This is a genomic window from Bradyrhizobium yuanmingense (assembly GCF_900094575.1).
Taxonomy (GTDB): Bacteria; Pseudomonadota; Alphaproteobacteria; order Rhizobiales; family Xanthobacteraceae; genus Bradyrhizobium; species Bradyrhizobium yuanmingense.
On the sequence record NZ_FMAE01000001.1, the window covers coordinates 611,257 to 629,125 of the forward strand.

Annotated in this window: 16 protein-coding genes and 1 tRNA gene; 11 read left to right on the top strand and 6 right to left on the bottom strand. The window is 64.6% G+C overall.

The features are described from left to right. The first annotated feature begins 67 nt into the window (after positions 1-67). Genes GA0061099_RS02705 through GA0061099_RS02715 form a run of 3 tightly spaced genes read left to right on the top strand, consistent with a single transcriptional unit; the run spans position 68 to position 2,472 of the window. Positions 68-382, top strand: coding sequence for a 2Fe-2S iron-sulfur cluster-binding protein (locus tag GA0061099_RS02705; protein ID WP_074447522.1), 315 nt, complete (start codon positions 68-70; stop codon positions 380-382). Next, the gene (locus tag GA0061099_RS02710; protein ID WP_036026092.1) at positions 379-1,617 is read left to right on the top strand and encodes an NAD(P)/FAD-dependent oxidoreductase; all 1,239 of its coding nucleotides are present in this window, start codon (positions 379-381) and stop codon (positions 1,615-1,617) included. Before GA0061099_RS02705 ends, GA0061099_RS02710 begins: the two co-directional genes overlap by 4 nt. Before the next feature lie 60 nt (positions 1,618-1,677). Continuing rightward, the gene (locus GA0061099_RS02715) at positions 1,678-2,472 is read left to right on the top strand and encodes an IclR family transcriptional regulator domain-containing protein (RefSeq protein WP_036026095.1); all 795 of its coding nucleotides are present in this window, start codon (positions 1,678-1,680) and stop codon (positions 2,470-2,472) included. Positions 2,473-2,500: 28 nt separating this feature from the next. Here GA0061099_RS02715 and GA0061099_RS02720 read toward each other — a convergent pair whose 3' ends face one another. After that, positions 2,501-2,842, bottom strand: a complete 342-nt coding sequence (locus tag GA0061099_RS02720) for a 5-carboxymethyl-2-hydroxymuconate Delta-isomerase (protein WP_036026098.1) — start codon at positions 2,840-2,842, stop codon at positions 2,501-2,503. Positions 2,843-3,063: 221 nt separating this feature from the next. Continuing rightward, positions 3,064-3,138, bottom strand: a tRNA-Gln gene (locus tag GA0061099_RS02725). Positions 3,139-3,380: 242 nt separating this feature from the next. On the opposite strand from GA0061099_RS02725, the gene GA0061099_RS02730 reads away from it, so the two are divergent. Beyond that, entirely contained in the window at positions 3,381-5,159 is a 1,779-nt protein-coding gene (locus GA0061099_RS02730; protein ID WP_036026100.1) for an acyl-CoA dehydrogenase family protein, read from the top strand. 107 nt (positions 5,160-5,266) lie between these two features. Here GA0061099_RS02730 and GA0061099_RS02735 read toward each other — a convergent pair whose 3' ends face one another. After that, a complete protein-coding gene (locus GA0061099_RS02735) occupies positions 5,267-6,499 on the bottom strand; it encodes an MFS transporter (RefSeq protein WP_036026102.1) in 1,233 nt (410 codons plus the stop codon). A 230-nt stretch (positions 6,500-6,729) separates the two neighbouring features. Between GA0061099_RS02735 and GA0061099_RS02740 the strand changes: the two genes are divergently transcribed. The 7 genes from GA0061099_RS02740 to GA0061099_RS02770 all read left to right on the top strand — a co-directional run bounded on the left by GA0061099_RS02740 (position 6,730) and on the right by GA0061099_RS02770 (position 15,100). Further along, positions 6,730-8,391, top strand: coding sequence for a bifunctional metallophosphatase/5'-nucleotidase (locus GA0061099_RS02740; protein WP_074447523.1), 1,662 nt, complete (start codon positions 6,730-6,732; stop codon positions 8,389-8,391). A 122-nt stretch (positions 8,392-8,513) separates the two neighbouring features. Then, positions 8,514-9,443, top strand: coding sequence for a histone deacetylase family protein (locus GA0061099_RS02745; protein WP_036026127.1), 930 nt, complete (start codon positions 8,514-8,516; stop codon positions 9,441-9,443). Between the two features lie 73 nt (positions 9,444-9,516). Beyond that, positions 9,517-9,768: an exodeoxyribonuclease VII small subunit gene (locus tag GA0061099_RS02750; protein ID WP_008132970.1), complete on the top strand. Its 252-nt coding sequence runs from the start codon at positions 9,517-9,519 to the stop codon at positions 9,766-9,768. A gap of 628 nt (positions 9,769-10,396) precedes the next feature. Next, the gene (gene dxs, locus GA0061099_RS02755; RefSeq protein ID WP_036004129.1) at positions 10,397-12,325 is read left to right on the top strand and encodes a 1-deoxy-D-xylulose-5-phosphate synthase; all 1,929 of its coding nucleotides are present in this window, start codon (positions 10,397-10,399) and stop codon (positions 12,323-12,325) included. Between the two features lie 218 nt (positions 12,326-12,543). Continuing rightward, positions 12,544-13,098: a nucleoside 2-deoxyribosyltransferase gene (locus GA0061099_RS02760; protein ID WP_036026115.1), complete on the top strand. Its 555-nt coding sequence runs from the start codon at positions 12,544-12,546 to the stop codon at positions 13,096-13,098. Between the two features lie 27 nt (positions 13,099-13,125). Beyond that, the gene (locus GA0061099_RS02765; RefSeq protein ID WP_036026116.1) at positions 13,126-13,860 is read left to right on the top strand and encodes a TlyA family RNA methyltransferase; all 735 of its coding nucleotides are present in this window, start codon (positions 13,126-13,128) and stop codon (positions 13,858-13,860) included. After that, on the top strand, positions 13,853-15,100 hold the full coding sequence (locus GA0061099_RS02770; RefSeq protein WP_074447524.1) for a class I SAM-dependent RNA methyltransferase: 1,248 nt from the start codon (positions 13,853-13,855) through the stop codon (positions 15,098-15,100). Before GA0061099_RS02765 ends, GA0061099_RS02770 begins: the two co-directional genes overlap by 8 nt. A gap of 6 nt (positions 15,101-15,106) precedes the next feature. Here GA0061099_RS02770 and GA0061099_RS02775 read toward each other — a convergent pair whose 3' ends face one another. From GA0061099_RS02775 to GA0061099_RS02785, 3 genes are read right to left on the bottom strand one after another with little or no spacing between them, the layout of a single operon-like run. Further along, on the bottom strand, positions 15,107-15,958 hold the full coding sequence (locus GA0061099_RS02775) for an ABC transporter permease (RefSeq protein ID WP_036004112.1): 852 nt from the start codon (positions 15,956-15,958) through the stop codon (positions 15,107-15,109). Between the two features lie 2 nt (positions 15,959-15,960). After that, on the bottom strand, positions 15,961-16,809 hold the full coding sequence (locus GA0061099_RS02780; RefSeq protein WP_036026119.1) for an ABC transporter ATP-binding protein: 849 nt from the start codon (positions 16,807-16,809) through the stop codon (positions 15,961-15,963). Further along, positions 16,806-17,852 (bottom strand): ABC transporter substrate-binding protein, encoded by a 1,047-nt coding sequence (locus GA0061099_RS02785; protein ID WP_036026121.1) that lies wholly within the window; start codon positions 17,850-17,852, stop codon positions 16,806-16,808. Before GA0061099_RS02785 ends, GA0061099_RS02780 begins: the two co-directional genes overlap by 4 nt. Positions 17,853-17,869: the final 17 nt, after the last annotated feature.

The window sequence follows — 17,869 nt, forward strand, 5'->3', positions numbered from 1 at the left end:
AGAACTGCTGTAACCGTTTAACGAACTTTTGTTCTCATATCGAACAAACTTAGGAAACGGAGGTCGGATGCCGCGAGTGAGATTTGTCCAGCAGGACGGCAGCGGAAAATCCATCGAGGTCGGACGCGACGTGAGCGTGATGCTCGCGGCCGTCCGCAACGGTATTCACGGCATCGACGGCGAATGCCTCGATTGCGCGACCTGTCACGTCTACGTCGATGAAGAACAAGCAAGCTCTCTCCCTCAGCCGAGCGAAGAAGAGCTCGAGTTGCTGTCCGCCGTCTCGGGAGAGCGAAAGCCGAACAGTCGGCTGAGTTGCCAGTTGAAGGTGCCCGCCCCTCTCGACGAGCTGGTGGTCCATGTGCCGGCGAGGCAATCATGACAGGGCTGGTCGTCATCGGCGCATCATATGCCGGGGTTCAAGCCGCTCTCACGGCTCGTGACGCCGGCTATTCTCAGCCCATCACCATTGTGTGCGACGAAGAGTGGCTGCCCTATCAGAGGCCGCCGCTATCCAAGGACTTCCTTCTCGGGCGCATCAGCGAGCAAAATCTGATCTTGCGCGACGAGACTTTCTTCGAAGGCAAGCAGATCAATCTCGTTCTTGGGCAGCGCGCCACGCTGCTCGATTTGCACGCGCGACAGGTCACTCTGGCCGGCGGCAACGCTTTGAAGTTTGAAAAACTCCTCTTCGCCACGGGCTCGCGCGCGCGGCGCATCGCGGTTGAGGGCGCGGACTTCGATGGAATTTTCTATCTGCGTTCGGTGACCGATGCGATCGACCTGAAGGCAGGTCTGGCCAATGCTGCGGAGATTGTCATCGTCGGCGGCGGCTTCATAGGGCTGGAAGTTGCGGCCTCCGCGGCAAAGCTGGGCAAGAAGGTCACCGTCGTGGAAGCGAGCAGCCGCCTGCTTGAACGTGCCGTCTCGCCGGTCTTGTCGACCTTTCTTCTTGATACGCATTTGCGGGCTGGCGTCGACGTGATGCTCGACGAAACGGTTGCTTCCTTCAAAGGAAACAATCGAAAAGTTTCCGCTGTCGTGCTGGGCAACGGTGCCGTTGTCCACGCCGACCTGGTGCTGGTGGGGATTGGTGGTGTCGCCAATGACGAGATCGCGCGCTCGGCGGGGCTTAGATGCACGAATGGAATTGTCGTTGACGCGCACGGACAATGCGAAACATCGGACATTTTCGCGGCCGGTGACTGCACCAACCACTTCAACCGCTTTTGCGAAAGCTGGGTGAGATTGGAATCGGTGCAAAACGCCCAGGATCAAGCGAAGGCCGCTGGACTGGCGATCGCCGGCGCTCGAGCGCCCTATGAGAATGTGCCGAGGTTCTGGTCCGACCAATATGACGTCAAGCTGCAGATCGTCGGGCTGGCCGGACGATATGATCGGCAGGCGGTCCGAGGTTCGGTCGACGACGGAAGATTCTCGGTCTTCTACTATCGCCAGGGCCGATTGGTCGCGGTGGACAGCGTCCACCGGCCAGGCGAGCAAATGGCAGCCCGACGCCTGATTGCGGCGGGAATCTCCCCTGCACCGGAGCAAGCCGCAGACCCTTCCTTTGACCTCAAATCCCTGGTGACAGCCGGAGACAAGGCTGGCGCCTAGCGCGCGGATTTGTGATGGTTCTCGCTTTCGAGAGGCCACTGAGAGGGACCGCCCAATAGAATGCCGAGGCTGAAGCGTACGGAAGAAGAGGAAAAGGCGCGGGAGGGCAGCGAGTTCATCGAGACCCTGGATCGGGGTCTTCGCGTGATACAGTCGTTCGGTATCGATCGCCGTCCAATGACCCTCAGCGACCTCTCCAAGAGCGCGAATCTTCCGCGGGCGACGGTGCGCCGGATTCTGATGACCCTCGTAAAATCCGGATTCGTCGCGGGCAACGAGCGGTTGTTTTCGCTAACGCCCAGAGTGCTGCTTTTGGCTTCGGCCTATTTGACGTCGAACCAAATCAGCACCGTGATGCAGCCGTTGATGGACGAGGTCGCCGGCAAGGCCAGGGAGGTCTGCTCCCTTGCGGTCCTGGATGGCGAAGAGGTCGTTTTCATCGCCCGCTCGAGTCCGGCGCGGGTATTTTCGACCGGACTGGACATAGGATATCGGCTGCCGGCTTTCTGCACGTCGGTGGGACGCGTTCTGCTGGGCAGATTGGCAAACGACGAGCTGACGAGAACGGTCGACGGCATGAAGCTGGCGGCTCTGACCCAGTCGACGCTGGTCGACAAATCGGCAGTGATTGCGACGATCATTGCCGACCGCACCAAAGGGTATAGCCTTGTCGATCAGGAAGCCGAAGAGGGCTTTCGGTCGATATCGGTGCCAATTCGCCGCTACGATGGCGCCGTCATCGCGGCCGCAAATATCGGCGCTCATGTCGATCGCATCACGACCGGTGAGATGATCGATCGTTTCCTGCCTCTCCTCAAGGAGATGTCCCTCGCCGCGCAGCCCCTGCTCGTCTGAGAAGCTGCCGCCTTTTGGCGAGCACCCGTCATTTTAGCCGTTTCTTGTAGGCGACCGGGTCCATGTCACGGACATCCACGCTTATGCTGGCCACATCCGGGCATCGCTCTGTCATCGTCCGTCGAAGGCTCGTACTCAGCTCAACCTTCTGGTCGGGCGATCGACCTTCGAGCAAATAGACAGACAGATGCACGAAGCTGTCACGCTTCCCGGCAACCAGGAAATCGTTGTAGACGCACGCCCGCACCTTGACGTCCTCCGCCTTCATGATGCCCGTTCGCCAAGCGGCTTCAAAGAGCGCTTCCATCAAGCCTGCTACGTCGTCGCGAGCGAGCGCCCCTTCCGAATATTCGATCACCAAGTGCGGCATGACGTTGTTCTCGTTTTTAGGTGGCGTTCATGAGATGACCTCACCGTCGTAGACCGTTCGCCCCTCAACGTCGCCATCTTTGTCGCGGCGGGTCATGGTTCGCATGGGGAAGGCCCGGTCGGCGGAATCTTTGCCGAGAAACACCCTGTGCAGCGCAGAGCTGCGCAGCAGCTCCCCAGCCAGGCCGGTTTCGTGGGTGATTTCAGGCGGGGCGGGAGATCTGGCTGGGGCGGGAGGGATCGAACCTCCGAATGGCGGAATCAAAATCCGCTGCCTTACCGCTTGGCTACGCCCCAACAGACGACGAACGGAACGGGCAGAACCGGCACCCGCAGATTCCCGTCGGTCGCAGCCGGTCTATAGGGAGCGGCGCGGCATTTCAACCGCCTGGAGGGGCAAAAAGGGCCCGGCGGCCGACACTCTATGCTGGGCCCCGACGGCCTGCCCGTTCCGGCCAGGCCATCCGGCGTCCCGGCAGTTGAGACCGCTCCCGTTTCATGGGAATACGGCGCCAATATCTGTTCTCGGGGAGTGAGCCATGACCTACCGCGCGCCGATTTCTGACATGCTGCTGTCGCTCAACCATGGCGCGGGCCTCAAGGCCGCCCTGGAGGCCGGCCATTACGGCGATTTCGATGCCGACCTCGCGGCCGCCGTGCTGGAGGAAGCCGGCAAGTTCGCATCCGACGTGCTGGCGCCGCTCAACAAGATCGGCGACGAGCACGGCATCAAGCTCGAGGATGGCAAGGTCACGACCGCGCCGGGCTGGCCTGACGCCTACAAGCGCTGGACCGAGGGCGGCTGGAATGCGGTGTCCGGCCCGGAAGATTTCGGCGGCCAGGGCCTGCCGCTCGCGATCAATGCCGCCTGCACAGAGATCTGGAGCGCGGCCAACGTCGCCTTCGGCCTCTGCCCGCTGCTGACGGCATCGGCGATCGAGGCGCTGGACGCGCATGGTAGCGACGAGCTGAAGACAATCTATCTCGAAAAGCTCGTCTCCGGCGAATGGACCGGAACGATGCAGCTGACCGAGCCGCAGGCCGGCTCAGACGTCGGCGCGCTGCGCACCCGCGCCGAAAAGCAGGCGGACGGCACCTATCGCATCAAGGGGACGAAGATCTTCATCACGTATGGCGAGCACGACATGACCGACAACATCGTGCATTTCGTGCTCGCGCGTCTGCCCGATGCGCCCGCCGGCACCAAAGGCATTTCGCTGTTCCTCGTTCCCAAGTTCATGGTCAACGCGGACGGCTCGCTGGGGCCGCGCAACGACATCTATGCGAGCGGCGTCGAGCACAAGCTCGGCATGCATGCTTCGCCGACCTGCACCATGACCATGGGCGATCATGGCGGCGCGATCGGCTTTTTGATCGGCGAAGAGAACCAGGGCATGCGCTGCATGTTCACGATGATGAACCAGGCCCGCCTCGGCGTCGGCCTGGAGGGCGTCGGCGTCGCCGACCGCGCCTACCAGCAGGCCCTGTCGTATGCGCAGGAGCGCCGCCAAGGCCGCGCGGTAGGCAAGAAAGGCGACGGCTCGGATCCGATCTTCGTGCATCCCGACGTCAAGCGCATGCTGATGCGGATGCGGGCCCAGACCGCGGCCGCCCGCACCATCTGCTATGCGACGGCTGTTGCGATCGACGTCTCGACCCGCGCCAAGTATCCGACGGTGCGCGCTGAAGCCGCCGCACGCGCGGCGCTGCTAACGCCGATGGCCAAGGCCTATTCCACCGATATCGGCAACGAGGTCGCCTATCTCGGCGTGCAGGTGCATGGCGGCATGGGCTTCATCGAGGAGACCGGCGCGGCCCAGCACTACCGCGATGCCCGCATCACCGCGATCTACGAGGGCACCAACGGCATCCAGGCGATCGATCTCGTCACGCGCAAGTTAGCTGCCAATGGCGGCGCATCGGTGTGGGCGCTGCTCGACGAGCTCTCGGCAACGGTCAAGCAGGTGGAGGCCTCCAACGATCCCGCTTTCGGCACCACCGGCACCAAGCTGCGCGAGGCGCTGGAGGCGCTCACGCGCACCAGCAAATGGCTGCTGGAGCGCGTTGCCTCCGCGCCGAACGACGCGCTTGCGGGGGCGACGCCCTATCTGCAGCAATTCGGCTCCACGCTCGGCGGCTGCCTGCTCGCCTCCGAGGCGCTCGCCGCCAAGGCCGAAGGCCTTGGCGACGCGCCACGCTACGTCGCGCTGGCGCGCTTCTTCGCCGAGAACATCGCGGTGCAGGCGGGCGCGCTCGAGCGCACCGTGACCGAGAGCGCAGAATCGGTCGCAGCGGCGGATGCGGCGCTGCTGGGGTAAGGTGAGCGCCGCAAACGCGACATCGTAGCCCGGATGGAGCGTAGCGAAATCCGGGAAAGTCTCACCGCGGATACAGCGGTCCCGGATTGCGCTGCGCTCCATCCGGGCTACAAAGCTGCGACCTGAGCCCTTCTCCCCGGCCGCCACAGCACCACGCCCGCCGCGGCGAGATCGAGCACCACGCAGATCGCAAACGCCGTCGTGTAATTGCCCGTAACGCTCCGCACGAGACCGACGACACCGGGGCCGAAGGCGCTGACGATGCCGCTGATCGAGGTGCCCAAGCCCACCGCGGTCGCGAAGGCCGAAGCACCGATCTCGCGCTGGATGATCAAGGGCGGGAACGTGATCATGTTCCCCATCGAGAAGCCGTAGACGGCGCAGCAGGCCAGCAGCACGGTCGGGCTCGTGCTTTGCAGAGCCACGAACAGCGCAGCCGCCTGGCTCGTCATCGAAACCGCACAGGCGAGCCGGGCATCGAGCCGGTCGACGAACAGGCCGAGCGAGAGGCGCCCGACGATCGCCATCGCCGCCATGATCGTGACGGCAAGCCCTGCGGCGGAGCGGCCGATCAGCGGCTCGAGAAACGTCACCTGGTGGACGATGAAACCCATCTGCGCCAGCAGCGCGAACGCGATCGGCAGCACCATGGTCCAGAACGCCGCGTTGGCGAGCACCGCCTTGCGCGAGCGAACCGGCGCTGAGGAGCCGGAGGAACGTCCGCCCGCTGCAGGCGCCATGCCTGCGGGCCAGCCGATGAAGGTCACGACCGCCGGCAGCACCAGCACCATCATCGCGAGGGTCGCCGCCAGCATCGCGGAACGGAAGCCGATGCTGCCGGTCAGCGACAGCAGCAGCGGGACGAGAATGATGCCGCCGCAAGTCGCGCCGTTGAAGGCAAGGCTGAGCGCAAGCCCGCGCCGCTGCTCGAACCAGGAATTCAGCACGGTCGCGATCACCACCGTGCCCATGCCGGTCCAGCCGACCGACATCAGCGCATAGGCGAGATAAAGCTGCCAGGGCGTCTGCACCAGCGCCAGCAGCACGGTCGAAGCGCCGAGCGCCGACACGCCGCACAGGATCAGCGCGCGCAGCCCGATGCGCTCGAGCAGGTCATCGGTGAAGATGACGAGCACGGAGGTCAGGAGAAACGAGAAGGTGCTGGCCGCGGAGATCAGCGTGCCCGGCCAGCCGTGAGCGCGCTGCAACTCGGCGAGATAGACGCCTTGGCCGTAGAGGCCGAAGCCGAACATGAAGAAGGCCATCAGGAAGCACGCCAGCACGACCCGCCAGCCGCGATAATACGGTGAGGATTCGTCGATCCGGGGGGCGGCAATCATGAATCTGACGGTCTGTCTGAAGCGAACGGGGCCGGATCGTGCCCCACAACCAGCGGTTTTTCAAATGAAACATTGTAGCTAATTGTTGCGGCACGTAGCGGACCTGGCATTCATCGAGCGGCATGGCTCGTGCGATGATGGGATTGTCGGGGGAACGACGCTGCGCGTGCCTCAAAAATGACGACAACAACCTTCGTGAAATCTTCGCGCCGAACGAATAGTCTAACTCCATGCGACATCTTCTCCGCCTGGCTTGCTTCGTCCTCGCTCTCACCGGCACCCTCCCCGCTGCGGCCCAGAGCGCAGCCCCCGTCGAGCTGCGCATTCTCGCGATCAACGATTTCCATGGCCATCTGCGGCCGCCGCCGGGCGGCATCCGCATCAACGACCCCGAGGACAAGTCCAAGAAGGTGACGGTGGCGGCCGGCGGCGCCGAGTACATGGCGACGCTGCTGAAGCAGCTGCGCGAAGGACACAAGAACGCCATCTTCGTCGCCGCAGGCGACCTGATCGGCGCGAGCCCGTTTCTGTCGGCGATGTTTCACGACGAGCCCTCGATCGAGGCGCTCTCGATGATGGGCCTTGCGATCAGCTCGGTCGGCAATCACGAATTCGACGAGGGCAACACCGAGCTTCTGCGCATGCAGAACGGCGGCTGTCATCCCGTCGACGGCTGCCAGGGGCCGCATCCCTTCACGGGCGCCGAATTCCGTTATCTCGCGGCCTCCACCGTCGAGACCGCGACCGGCAAGAGCGTGCTGCCGCCCTACGAGATCAGGGAGTTCGACGGCATCCCCGTCGGCTTCATCGGCCTGACGTTGAAGGAGACCGCCGGCATCGTCTCGCCAGCGGGCATCGCCGGGCTCGAATTCCGCGACGAGGCCGAGACGGTGAACGCGCTGGTGCCGCAGCTGAAGTCGCGCGGCGTCGAAGCGATAGTGGTGCTGATCCACCAGGGCGGCGAGCCCGCCGGCGACTACAATGAATGCCCTGCCATCACGGGACCGATCGTCGACATAGTCAGGAAGTTCAATCCTGCCGTCGACGTCGTCGTCAGCGGCCACACCCATCGCGCCTACATCTGCAATATCGACGGGCGGCTCGTCACTAGCGGCGACAAATACGGCACACTCGTCACCGCGATCGACCTCAAGCTCGATCCTGTGACTCGCGATATCGTCGCCGCCAAGGCCGAGAACGTCATCGTCGCCAATGCTTCGCTGGCCAGGGATCCCGAGCAGACCGCGTTGATCGACGCCTACGACAAGCTCTCCGCGCCGATCGCCAACCGGCCCGCCGGCTCAGTGACGCAGACATTGTCGCGCGTGCCGAACGAGGCCGGCGAAAGCGCGCTCGGCGATATCATCGCCGACGCGCAATTGCTCGCAACGCGCGATGCGAAGGATGGCAGCGCTGTCATCGCGCTCACCAATCCCGGCGGCATCCGCACCGACATCGTTCCGAAGGAGAATGGCGCGATCACGTTCGGCGACGTCTTCGCCAGCCAGCCGTTCCGCAATCGTCTTGTCACCATGACGCTGACGGGCAGCCAGCTCAAGGACTTGCTCGAGCAGCAATGGCTGGACCCGAAGCGGCCGCGGATTCTCCAGGTGTCGAACGGCTTCAGCTATACCTGGGATGCTTCAAAACCGTTCGGCGAGCGCGTCAGCCTGGAGAAGATGACACTCAACGGCAGGCCGATCGAGCCAGGAAGCGGCTACCGCGTCACGCTCAACGATTACCTCGCCGTCGGCGGAGACGGGTTTACCGTCGCCAAACAGGGCACCGCGCCACAATACGGCGGTTACGATGCGGACGCGCTGTTCGCGTTCTTCCGGGCGCACGGGCCGGTCGGTCCGCTGCCGCCCCGGCGCATCCTGCGGGTGAATTGATCCGGATCAAGCGGGCAGCCCTTTGCCATTCCCGGCCAAGCGCTTAGATTGGATTTTGCATTGCGTTTTGGCGCCGGATGCGCCAACGACGGCAAAAGCCCGTTTTCCGTGAGGCCGACCTGATGAGCACGCTTCTCCTTTCCCACAAGGCCTGCCTCGACCATGTCACGCCGCCGGGACACCCTGAGAGGCCGGATCGCCTGCGCGCGGTGGAGGAAGCGTTGTCGCATGAGCGCTTCCAGTTCCTGGCGCGCGAGGAGGCGCCTGAGGGCGATCTCGATCTCGTCACGCTCTGCCACAACGAGCATTACGTCACCGAGCTGCGCCACATCGCGCCCACCAGCGGTCAGGTCTACATCGACGGCGACACCTCGATGTCCCCCGGCACGTGGGAGGCGGTGATGCGCGGCGTCGGCGGCGCGGTTGCGGCGACCGAAGCGGTGATGGCCGGCGAGCATCGCAACGCCTTCGTCGCGGTCCGCCCGCCCGGACATCACGCCGAGATCGGCAAGCCGATGGGCTTCTGCTTCTTCGACAACGTCGCGATCGCCGCGCGCCACGCCCAGCGCAAATACGGCATCAAGCGCGCGGCCATCGTCGACTTCGACGTGCATCACGGCAACGGCACGCAGGACATCTTCTGGTCGGACCCGACCGTGATGTACTGCTCGACGCACCAGATGCCGCTGTTTCCGGGCACCGGCGCCAAAAGCGAGCGCGGCGATCACGACACCATCGTCAATGCGCCGCTCGCCTCCGAGGACGGCGGCCCGGAATTCCGCGTCGCGTTCGAGAATCTGATCCTGCCGCAGCTCGAGAAATTCAGCCCGGAGCTCTTGATCATCTCGGCCGGCTTCGACGCGCATTATCGCGATCCCCTGGCTTCGCTCAACCTGCGCGCGGAGGACTATGCCTGGGTGACGCGCAAGCTGATGGATCTCGCCGACAAGACCGCCGGCGGCCGCATTGTTTCGGTGCTCGAGGGCGGCTATGACCTGCAGGGACTGAAAGAATCTGTTACGGCGCATGTCGGCGCCCTGATGGGCGCTTGACCCACCCGCCACATTACGCCCGTAAAACTCTGCTTTCTCAAAGGTGAAGCGAATCGGGCAATCGGAAACGGATATGGCCGAAAACACTCAAGTCGACGTCTCCAGGCTCACCTTCGAGCGCGCGATCGAGGAACTCGAAACGATCGTGAAGCGGCTCGAGGACGGCAAGGTGCCGCTCGAGGAATCCGTGACGATCTACGAGCGCGGCGAGGCCCTGAAGCGGCGCTGCGAGGAATTGTTGCGCCAGGCCGAGGCGCGCGTCGACAAGATCACCACCGATGCCAGCGGCCAGGCCACCGGCACTGCGCCGCTCGACGTCCAGTAATAAGAGTGCTCTCCCGCTCAGTCTTCTGCCCCCGCAGGGCCGCGCAAGACCGCGACGCAGGTCCGCGTAGAATGTCTTCGCGGTAAGCGTGGCCGCTGCGTCCCTTATCGCAGTGCGCAGCTCCCGGCCGGCATGCGGTTCCCTGGCGGTGGATACGTCCCTGCCTTCGAATCGGGTCGTTGAGAGCTAGAAAAGCCCATACTCGGGCCAAAAAGCCTGCCAAGAACCGAGCAAGGCCGGAACCCCTTACCCCGCCCCGAGGTTAACCACTTCTGGTCCGCGAGTTGCACCTGCATACCCCTAATCGGCCCAGCGGGTTGGCTTCGGCCTAAGCTTTGGTGTAAAGCTGCGCGGAGTGTGGCTTTTTGTAAGCCTTGCGTGGGCACCGATTACCGACGACAAGTGCTTCAAACTGCTGATGAAATTGGCTTGGGACGGACGAAGCCGAACTAAGTGACAGGGATCACAGAGACTGAACCGGAGCACACTTAAGCTTACCTAAGCTTGAAGGCGGGGCCTTGCCCCGTGCAGGTGGCTCCGACGGTTATAGGACTCGCGCTGCGCCGATATTGTGCAAACCCATCGCGCACCGGAATGACCTTCCGGTGCTGACAAATTGGAAATCGCCGTGAACGCATACAGTAAGACGCCGCTTCTCGACACCATCCGGACGCCGGAAGATCTGCGCAAGCTCAAGGTCGAGCAGGTTCGCCAGGTTGCCGACGAGCTGCGGCAGGAGACCATCGATGCCGTCTCGGTGACCGGCGGTCACTTCGGCGCGGGCCTCGGCGTGGTCGAGCTCACCACCGCGATCCATTACGTCTTCGATACGCCGCGCGACCGGCTGATCTGGGACGTCGGCCACCAGGCCTATCCGCACAAGATCCTCACCGGCCGGCGCGACCGCATCCGCACGCTGCGCACCGGCGGCGGCCTGTCCGGCTTCACCAAGCGCAGCGAGAGCGACTACGATCCGTTCGGCGCGGCGCATTCCTCGACCTCGATCTCCGCCGGCCTCGGCATGGCCGTGGCGCGCGACCTCTCCGGCGGCAAGAACAACGTTATCGCCGTGATCGGTGACGGCGCGATGTCGGCCGGCATGGCCTATGAGGCCATGAACAATGCGGGGGCGATGAACTCGCGCCTGATCGTCATTCTCAACGACAACGACATGTCGATCGCGCCGCCGGTCGGCGCCATGAGCGCTTATCTGTCGCGCCTCTATTCCGGCAAGACCTATCGCACGCTGCGCGATGCGGCCAAGCAGATCAACAAGCGCCTGCCCAAGATCCTCGCCAACCGCGCCAATCGCGTCGAGGAATATTCCCGCGGCTTCATGATGGACGGCGGCACGCTGTTCGAGGAGCTCGGCTTCTACTATGTCGGCCCGATCGACGGCCACAACCTCGACCATCTCCTGCCCGTGCTGAAGAACGTCCGCGACATGGAGACCGGTCCGATCCTGGTCCACGTCGTGACGCAGAAGGGCAAGGGCTACGGCCCGGCGGAAGCCTCCGCCGACAAGTATCACGCCGTCGTCAAGTTCGACGTCGCGACCGGTACGCAGGCCAAGGCCAAGCCGAACGCGCCGGCCTATCAGAACGTGTTCGGCCAGAGCCTCGTCAAGGAAGCGCAGAAGGACGACAAGATCGTCGCCATCACCGCGGCGATGCCGTCCGGCACCGGTGTCGACATCTTCAACAAGGCCTTCCCCGACCGCACCTTCGACGTCGGCATCGCCGAGCAGCACGCGGTGACCTTTGCCGCGGGCCTTGCGACCGAAGGCTACAAGCCGTTCTGCGCGATCTACTCGACCTTCCTGCAGCGCGGCTACGACCAGATCGTCCACGACGTCGCGATCCAGAGCCTGCCCGTCCGCTTCGCCATCGATCGCGCCGGCCTCGTCGGCGCCGACGGTGCGACCCATGCCGGCTCGTTCGACAACGCCTATCTCGGCTGCCTGCCCAACATGGTGATCATGGCGGCGGCGGATGAAGCCGAGCTGGTGCACATGGTGGCGACCCAGGTTGCGATCGACGACCGTCCGAGCTCGCTGCGCTATCCGCGCGGCGAAGGCCGCGGCATCGAGATGCCCGAGGTCGGCATTCCGCTCGAGATCGGCAAGGGCCGCGTGATCCGCCAGGGCAGCAAGATCGCGCTGCTCTCCTTCGGCACCCGTCTCGCCGAATGCGAGAAGGCCGCCGACGAGCTCGCCGCCCACGGCCTGTCGACCACGATCGCCGATGCGCGCTTCATGAAGCCGCTCGACACCGAGCTGGTCCTCAAGCTCGCGCGCGACCACGAGATCCTGATCACGATCGAGGAAGGCTCGATCGGCGGCTTCGGCTCGCATGTCGCGCAATACCTGACCGATCAGGGCGTGCTCGACACCGGCATGGTCAAGTTCCGCTCGATGGTGCTGCCCGACGTGTTCCAGGATCACGACACCCCGGCCGCCATGTACGCCCGCGCCGGCCTCGACGCCAAGGGCATCGTCGCCAAGGTGTTCGAGGCGCTCGGCAAGGATGTGAAGACCGAGACGGTCAAGCTGGCTTGATTGTCGCGGCAGACGCTGAACCCCACCTCTCCCGTAGGGAGAGGTCGGATTGCTCCTGGCGATGCGAAGCATCGTCCAGTGCAATCCGGGTGAGGGGCTCAGATCCCACGTGAGAACGTAACCCCTCACCCGCGCCTTCGGCGCGACTTCTCCCCTTGGGAGAGGTTTTGCACCGCCAACGTCGCGGCAACTCCGATGCCTTCTCAATCGGTCGTGCGATGAAAATCTATCTGGCAGGCCCCGACGTGTTCCTGCCGGATGCCGTCGAGATCGGCCGGCGCAAGGTCGATATCTGCGCCGCTCATGGCCTCGCCGGCCTTTACCCCCTCGACAATGCGATCGACCTCACCGCGCGCGACGCTTCGCGGCAGATTTTCTGCGGCAACGAGGCGATGATGGACGATGCCGACGCGATCATCGCCAACCTCACCCCGTTCCGGGGCGCCGGCGCCGATCCCGGCACCGTCTACGAGCTCGGCTACATGGCCGGCCGCCGCAAATTCTGCCTGGCTTATTCCAACGATGGCGCCGTCTATGCCGACCGCCTCAGTCGCTTCATGGACGTCGTGTCCGAGGATGGTCGGCTGGTCGATGCCCAGGGGCTGGCGGTCGAAGATTTCGGCCTCGTCGACAACCTCATGATGATCCATGCGCTGGAGCTGCACGGCTGCCCGCTGGTAACGCCGGCCACTATGCCGACCGACGTCTGGCACGATCTCACCGCGTTCGAGACTTGCGTCCGGATGGCGGCCGCGCGATTGATCGCTACATAAGCTTTTTAGTCGTCCGTCGGAGATCCGATGCCCCCTGCCCGCAAGCGCGCGGATGTATTGCTGGTCGAGCGCGGCCTGTTCGAGAGCCGGGCGCGGGCCCGCGCGGCGATCGAGGCCGGCCTCGTCACGGCCGACGACAAGCAGGTCGCAAAGCCGTCGGAGACGATTGCCGAGGACGCGGTGATCCAGGCCGAGCCGGCGCACCCTTACGTCTCCCGCGGCGGCGTCAAGCTCGCCGGGGCGCTGGAGCGGTACAGAATCGAGATCGAGGACCATGTCTGCCTCGACGTCGGCGCATCCACCGGCGGCTTCACCGAGGTGCTGCTGGCGAACGGCGCGAGCCTGGTGTTCGCCATCGATGTCGGAACCAGCCAGCTGCATCCCTCGCTGCGCGATCATCCCAAGATCGTGTCGATGGAGGAGACCGACATCCGCAGCTATGAGGGCAAGCGCCTGCCGGCGCGGCCCGATGTCGTCGTCATCGACGTCAGCTTCATCTCGCTGAAATCAGTGCTGCCGGTAGCTCTGTCGCTGGCAGCCGCGCCGATGAGCCTGCTGGCGCTGATCAAGCCGCAATTCGAGGCGGAGCGGAAGCACAACAAGAAGGGCATCATCCGCGATGCCGCCGTGCACCGGGAGATCTGCGACGACATCGCAGCCTTCGCGGCTTCGCTCGGCTGCACCGAGATCGAGATATTCCCCTCGCCGATCACGGGCGGCGACGGCAACATCGAATTCTTCCTGGGCGCGCGCCGTGGTTGAGCGCATCACGATCGATCATGTCGGCCATCGCGGCGACGGCGTCTGCCTCGACGCCGGCGAAGCAATCTACGTGCCTTACACGCTCGGCGGCGAGACCGTCGAGGTCGATCACGTCGCAGGCCATCATCCCGACCGCCGCAAGCTGCTGGCAGTTGAAGTCGCCAGCCCGGAACGCGTCGAGCCGTTCTGTCCGCATTTCGGCGTGTGTGGCGGCTGCGCCATCCAGCATTGGGCGAACGAGCCGTATCGGGCCTGGAAGCGCAACATCGTGATCGAAACACTGACTCAGGCCGGCATCGATTGCGAGGTGGCGCCGCTGGTCGACGCCCACGGCGCCGGGCGTCGACGCATCACGCTGCACGGCCGGTTCGGCACGCACGATATCCTCAAGGTCGGCTTTTCGGCTGCGAGCTCGCACGACGTCATCCCGATCCATCGTTGTCCGATCCTCGATCCCGCGCTCGAGGGCGCACTCGATGCCGCCTGGGCACTCGCCGAGCCGCTGACGTCCAAGATGCCGGTGACCAAGCCATTGGACATCCAGGTCACCGCGACCGCCAACGGGCTCGATGTCGACGTGCGCGGCTCGGGCCCGCTGCCGACGGCGCTGGTCACCGCACTGTCGCGCGTCGCCGAGCAGCACCGTCTGGCGCGGCTGACACGGCATGGCGAGCTGGTGCTGCAACGCCTGCCGCCGACGGTGAGGATGGGCCGCGCCGAGGTGACGCTGCCGCCGGGCTCGTTCCTGCAGGCGACGGTGGCGGGCGAGGAGACGCTTGCGGCACTCGTCGCAGAGCGCATCGGCAAGGCCAAGGAGGTGCTCGACCTCTTCTGCGGCGTCGGTCCGTTTGCGCTCAGGCTCGCGGAGAAGGCGCGCGTTGCAGCCTATGACAGCGACGCCGGCGCCATCGCGGCGCTGGCGAAAGCTGCGCGCACGCCTGGCCTGAAGCCGATCAAGTGCGAGCCGCGCGATCTGTTCCGCCGCCCGCTGGTGCCGCAGGAGCTGCGGGACTTCGACGCCGTGGTATTCGACCCGCCGCGCCAGGGCGCGCAGGCGCAGGCTCTGAAGCTTGCGGCGAGCAAGGTGCCGGTCGTGATCGCCGTGTCCTGCAACGCCGCGACCTTTGCCCGCGACGCACGGCTCTTGATCGACGGCGGCTATCGGCTGGAGTCCGTGGTACCGGTCGACCAGTTCCGCCACACGCCGCATGTCGAGCTGGTGGCGCGGTTCAGCCGCTGACGCGGGCTACGCCGAAGCCTCGAATTGCGGCTGCCATCGCAAGAGGTAGGACTGCAGCGAACGCACCGCGATCGCCAGCAGGATGCCGACGAACATCATGACGAAGATGGCCACCATCATCTCGCTGGCATTGGCCCGCGCCTCGGCTTCGATGATGAGCTTGCCGAGACCGCGTTCGGCACCGATGAACTCGCCGACAATGACGCCGATCAGCGCGAAAGAAACGGCCGGCAGGAGCGAGGCAAACACCCAGGCGAGCGCGGACGGGATCACGACCGTGCGCAGCACCGTGAATTCGCTGGCGCCGAGCAGGCGGGCGGCAGCGATCTGGTCACGGTCGACCGCACGCGTTCCTTCGAAGGTATTGAAGAACACCACGAAGAACACGACGAGCCAGGCGGTTGCGATCTTGGAGAGGTCACCGAGGCCAAAGATCAGGATGACGAGCGGGACCAGCGCAATGCGCGGTATGGAGTTGAGCGCCACGATGTAGGGGCTGAACACGCGAGAGAGGAAATCGGAACGGCCGAGCACCAGGCCGGCCGCGATCCCGCTCGCCGAGCCGAACAGAAAGCCCCACCAGGTGTTCTTCAACGTGACGAGTGTGGCAAGCCATAGATTGTTGTCGCTGCCCTTGATACAGGCGGTAAAGCCGGTCGCGTCTGCGAAGCAGCCAAGCCGCAAGAAACTCTGCCAGATCAGCGACGGCTTGGCGACGAAATAGGGATCGAGGATTTTCGGCACGTAGGCCTTCGGCAGCAGCGTCTTGCTCCATTCGAAGCCCCATTGCCAGACGACGAGAACCACTGCGAGAATGGCCAATTGCCAGAACAGGATGACGGTGCGGCTGTTGGACATGATCAGTCGGCCCTGGTGCGGCGGAATTCTTCGCCGAGGGAATGCCAGATGTGGGAATAGAGCCGGGCGAACTCGGCCGTCTCGCGCACGGCCACGGGATCGCGCGGACGCGGAATGGCGACGTCGAAGTCTTCCTTGAGACGCCCGGGGCGCGCCGAGAGCAGGATGATGCGGCTCGCCAGCGTCAAGGCTTCGCCGAGATCGTGCGTCACGAACAGAACGGTCTGCCGCTCGCGTTCCCAGATCTCCAGCAGCGTCTTGTGCATCTCGAGCTTGGTGTGGGTGTCGAGCGCACCGAACGGCTCGTCCATCAGCAGGATCTCCGGCTCCAGGATCAGCGTGCGCATCAAGGCGACACGCTGGCGCATGCCGCCGGACAGCATGCGCGGGAAGCTCTGCGCAAAGCCTGCAAGGCCGGCCTTCTCGACGGCCGTGGCAACGCGCCCGGTGCGCTCGCTCTTTGGCACTCCCGCGATCTCCAGCCCATAGCCGATGTTCTGCTCCACGGTCCGCCACGGAAACAGCGTATCGCGCTGGAAGACGTAGCCGACCCTGGGGTTGACCTCGCCGGTCTCGACCGTGTCCCCGTCAATCAGGATGCGTCCGCCGGAGCGCGGCAACAGCCCCGCGACCATATTGAGAATGGTGCTTTTGCCGCAGCCGGATGGACCGAGCAGCGCGACGAACTCGCCCTGCTTGACCTCGAAGGAAACGTCATCCACCGCCACGAACTCGCGTCCGGACGCGTTGAAGCGCTTGGCAAGACCCTGTACGGCGATGCGCGTGCGCGCAGCCGCTGCTCGACCCTCGTCGCGCGCGAGCGCGAGGCTCTGGCTTGGCGCGGCGATCATTTGTATTTCGCCCTGGCCGCCTGAAGGAAGCTCATGTCGACCGCATCCTCGTACCTGGTCTCGGGAATGTCCGTGCCCTTGCGGTACCAGGGCTTGGCGCCGCGCTCGAACGACGCCTTGTCGATGACGCCGTCATAGGCCCAGGTCGACTTGTCGAAGCCGAGCTCGGCGCTGACGGCATCGGGATCTATCCCTGAAAAATACTTCGGCGTGACCAGCGCCTGCACCTCCGCGAGCGGCGCCGCCTTCACAAAAGCCATCGCCCGGTAGATCGCGTTGATGTAGGCCTGCACCATCGCCTTGTCCTGCTGGACCGTGCCCTGGAGCGTGTAGATCACCAGCACGGGCAACGTCCCGCCGAAATCCTTCTCGAACACGCCAGGCTTCGACGTGTCGTAGATCGTCCGGCCAAAACCCTTCTTCTCGACCTCGACGATCCAGCTCGGCGGCGCCACGATGGCGTCGAACTGCTTGGTCTGCAGCGATGGGAACATCGTGTTGGGCCCGCCGCCCGCAACCCAGTTCACCTTGTTGCCGAGCCCACGCGCTTCGAACACATAGGTGCCGTACACCCAGGTGCCTGACCCGATGGCGGTCGCGGCAACGATCGGCTTGGCGTCGTCGGGGCGCTTGTAATCCGCGAGCTTCTCGACCGAATTGATGCCGCTCTCGTAGAGGTCCTGCCGGACCACGATGTTCGCGTAGGAGCATACCATCTCGGTCGCGAGCAGCATCTTGCAGGGCTTGCCGCGCGCACCGAGCTGGAGCGGATGGCTGGCATCGCCATGCGCGAACAGCGCCTGCCCCGCCGCCAATGTCTGCCGGCCGAACGTACCGGCATTGCCGGTAACGAGCTTGGAATCGAGTCCTTCGTCCTTGAAGTACCCCTTCAGCTCCGCGATCATGCCGATGGCGTAAACCGGCGACACCGGCCCGAAAGCGAGCGAGACCTGCTTGGCCTCCGCACGCAATGGCCCCGGCAGCAGTGACGCGCCGGCCCATGCAGACCCCGCGAACAGCGCCTGGCGTCTCGAAATGCTCATGTGATCCTCCTCCCTTG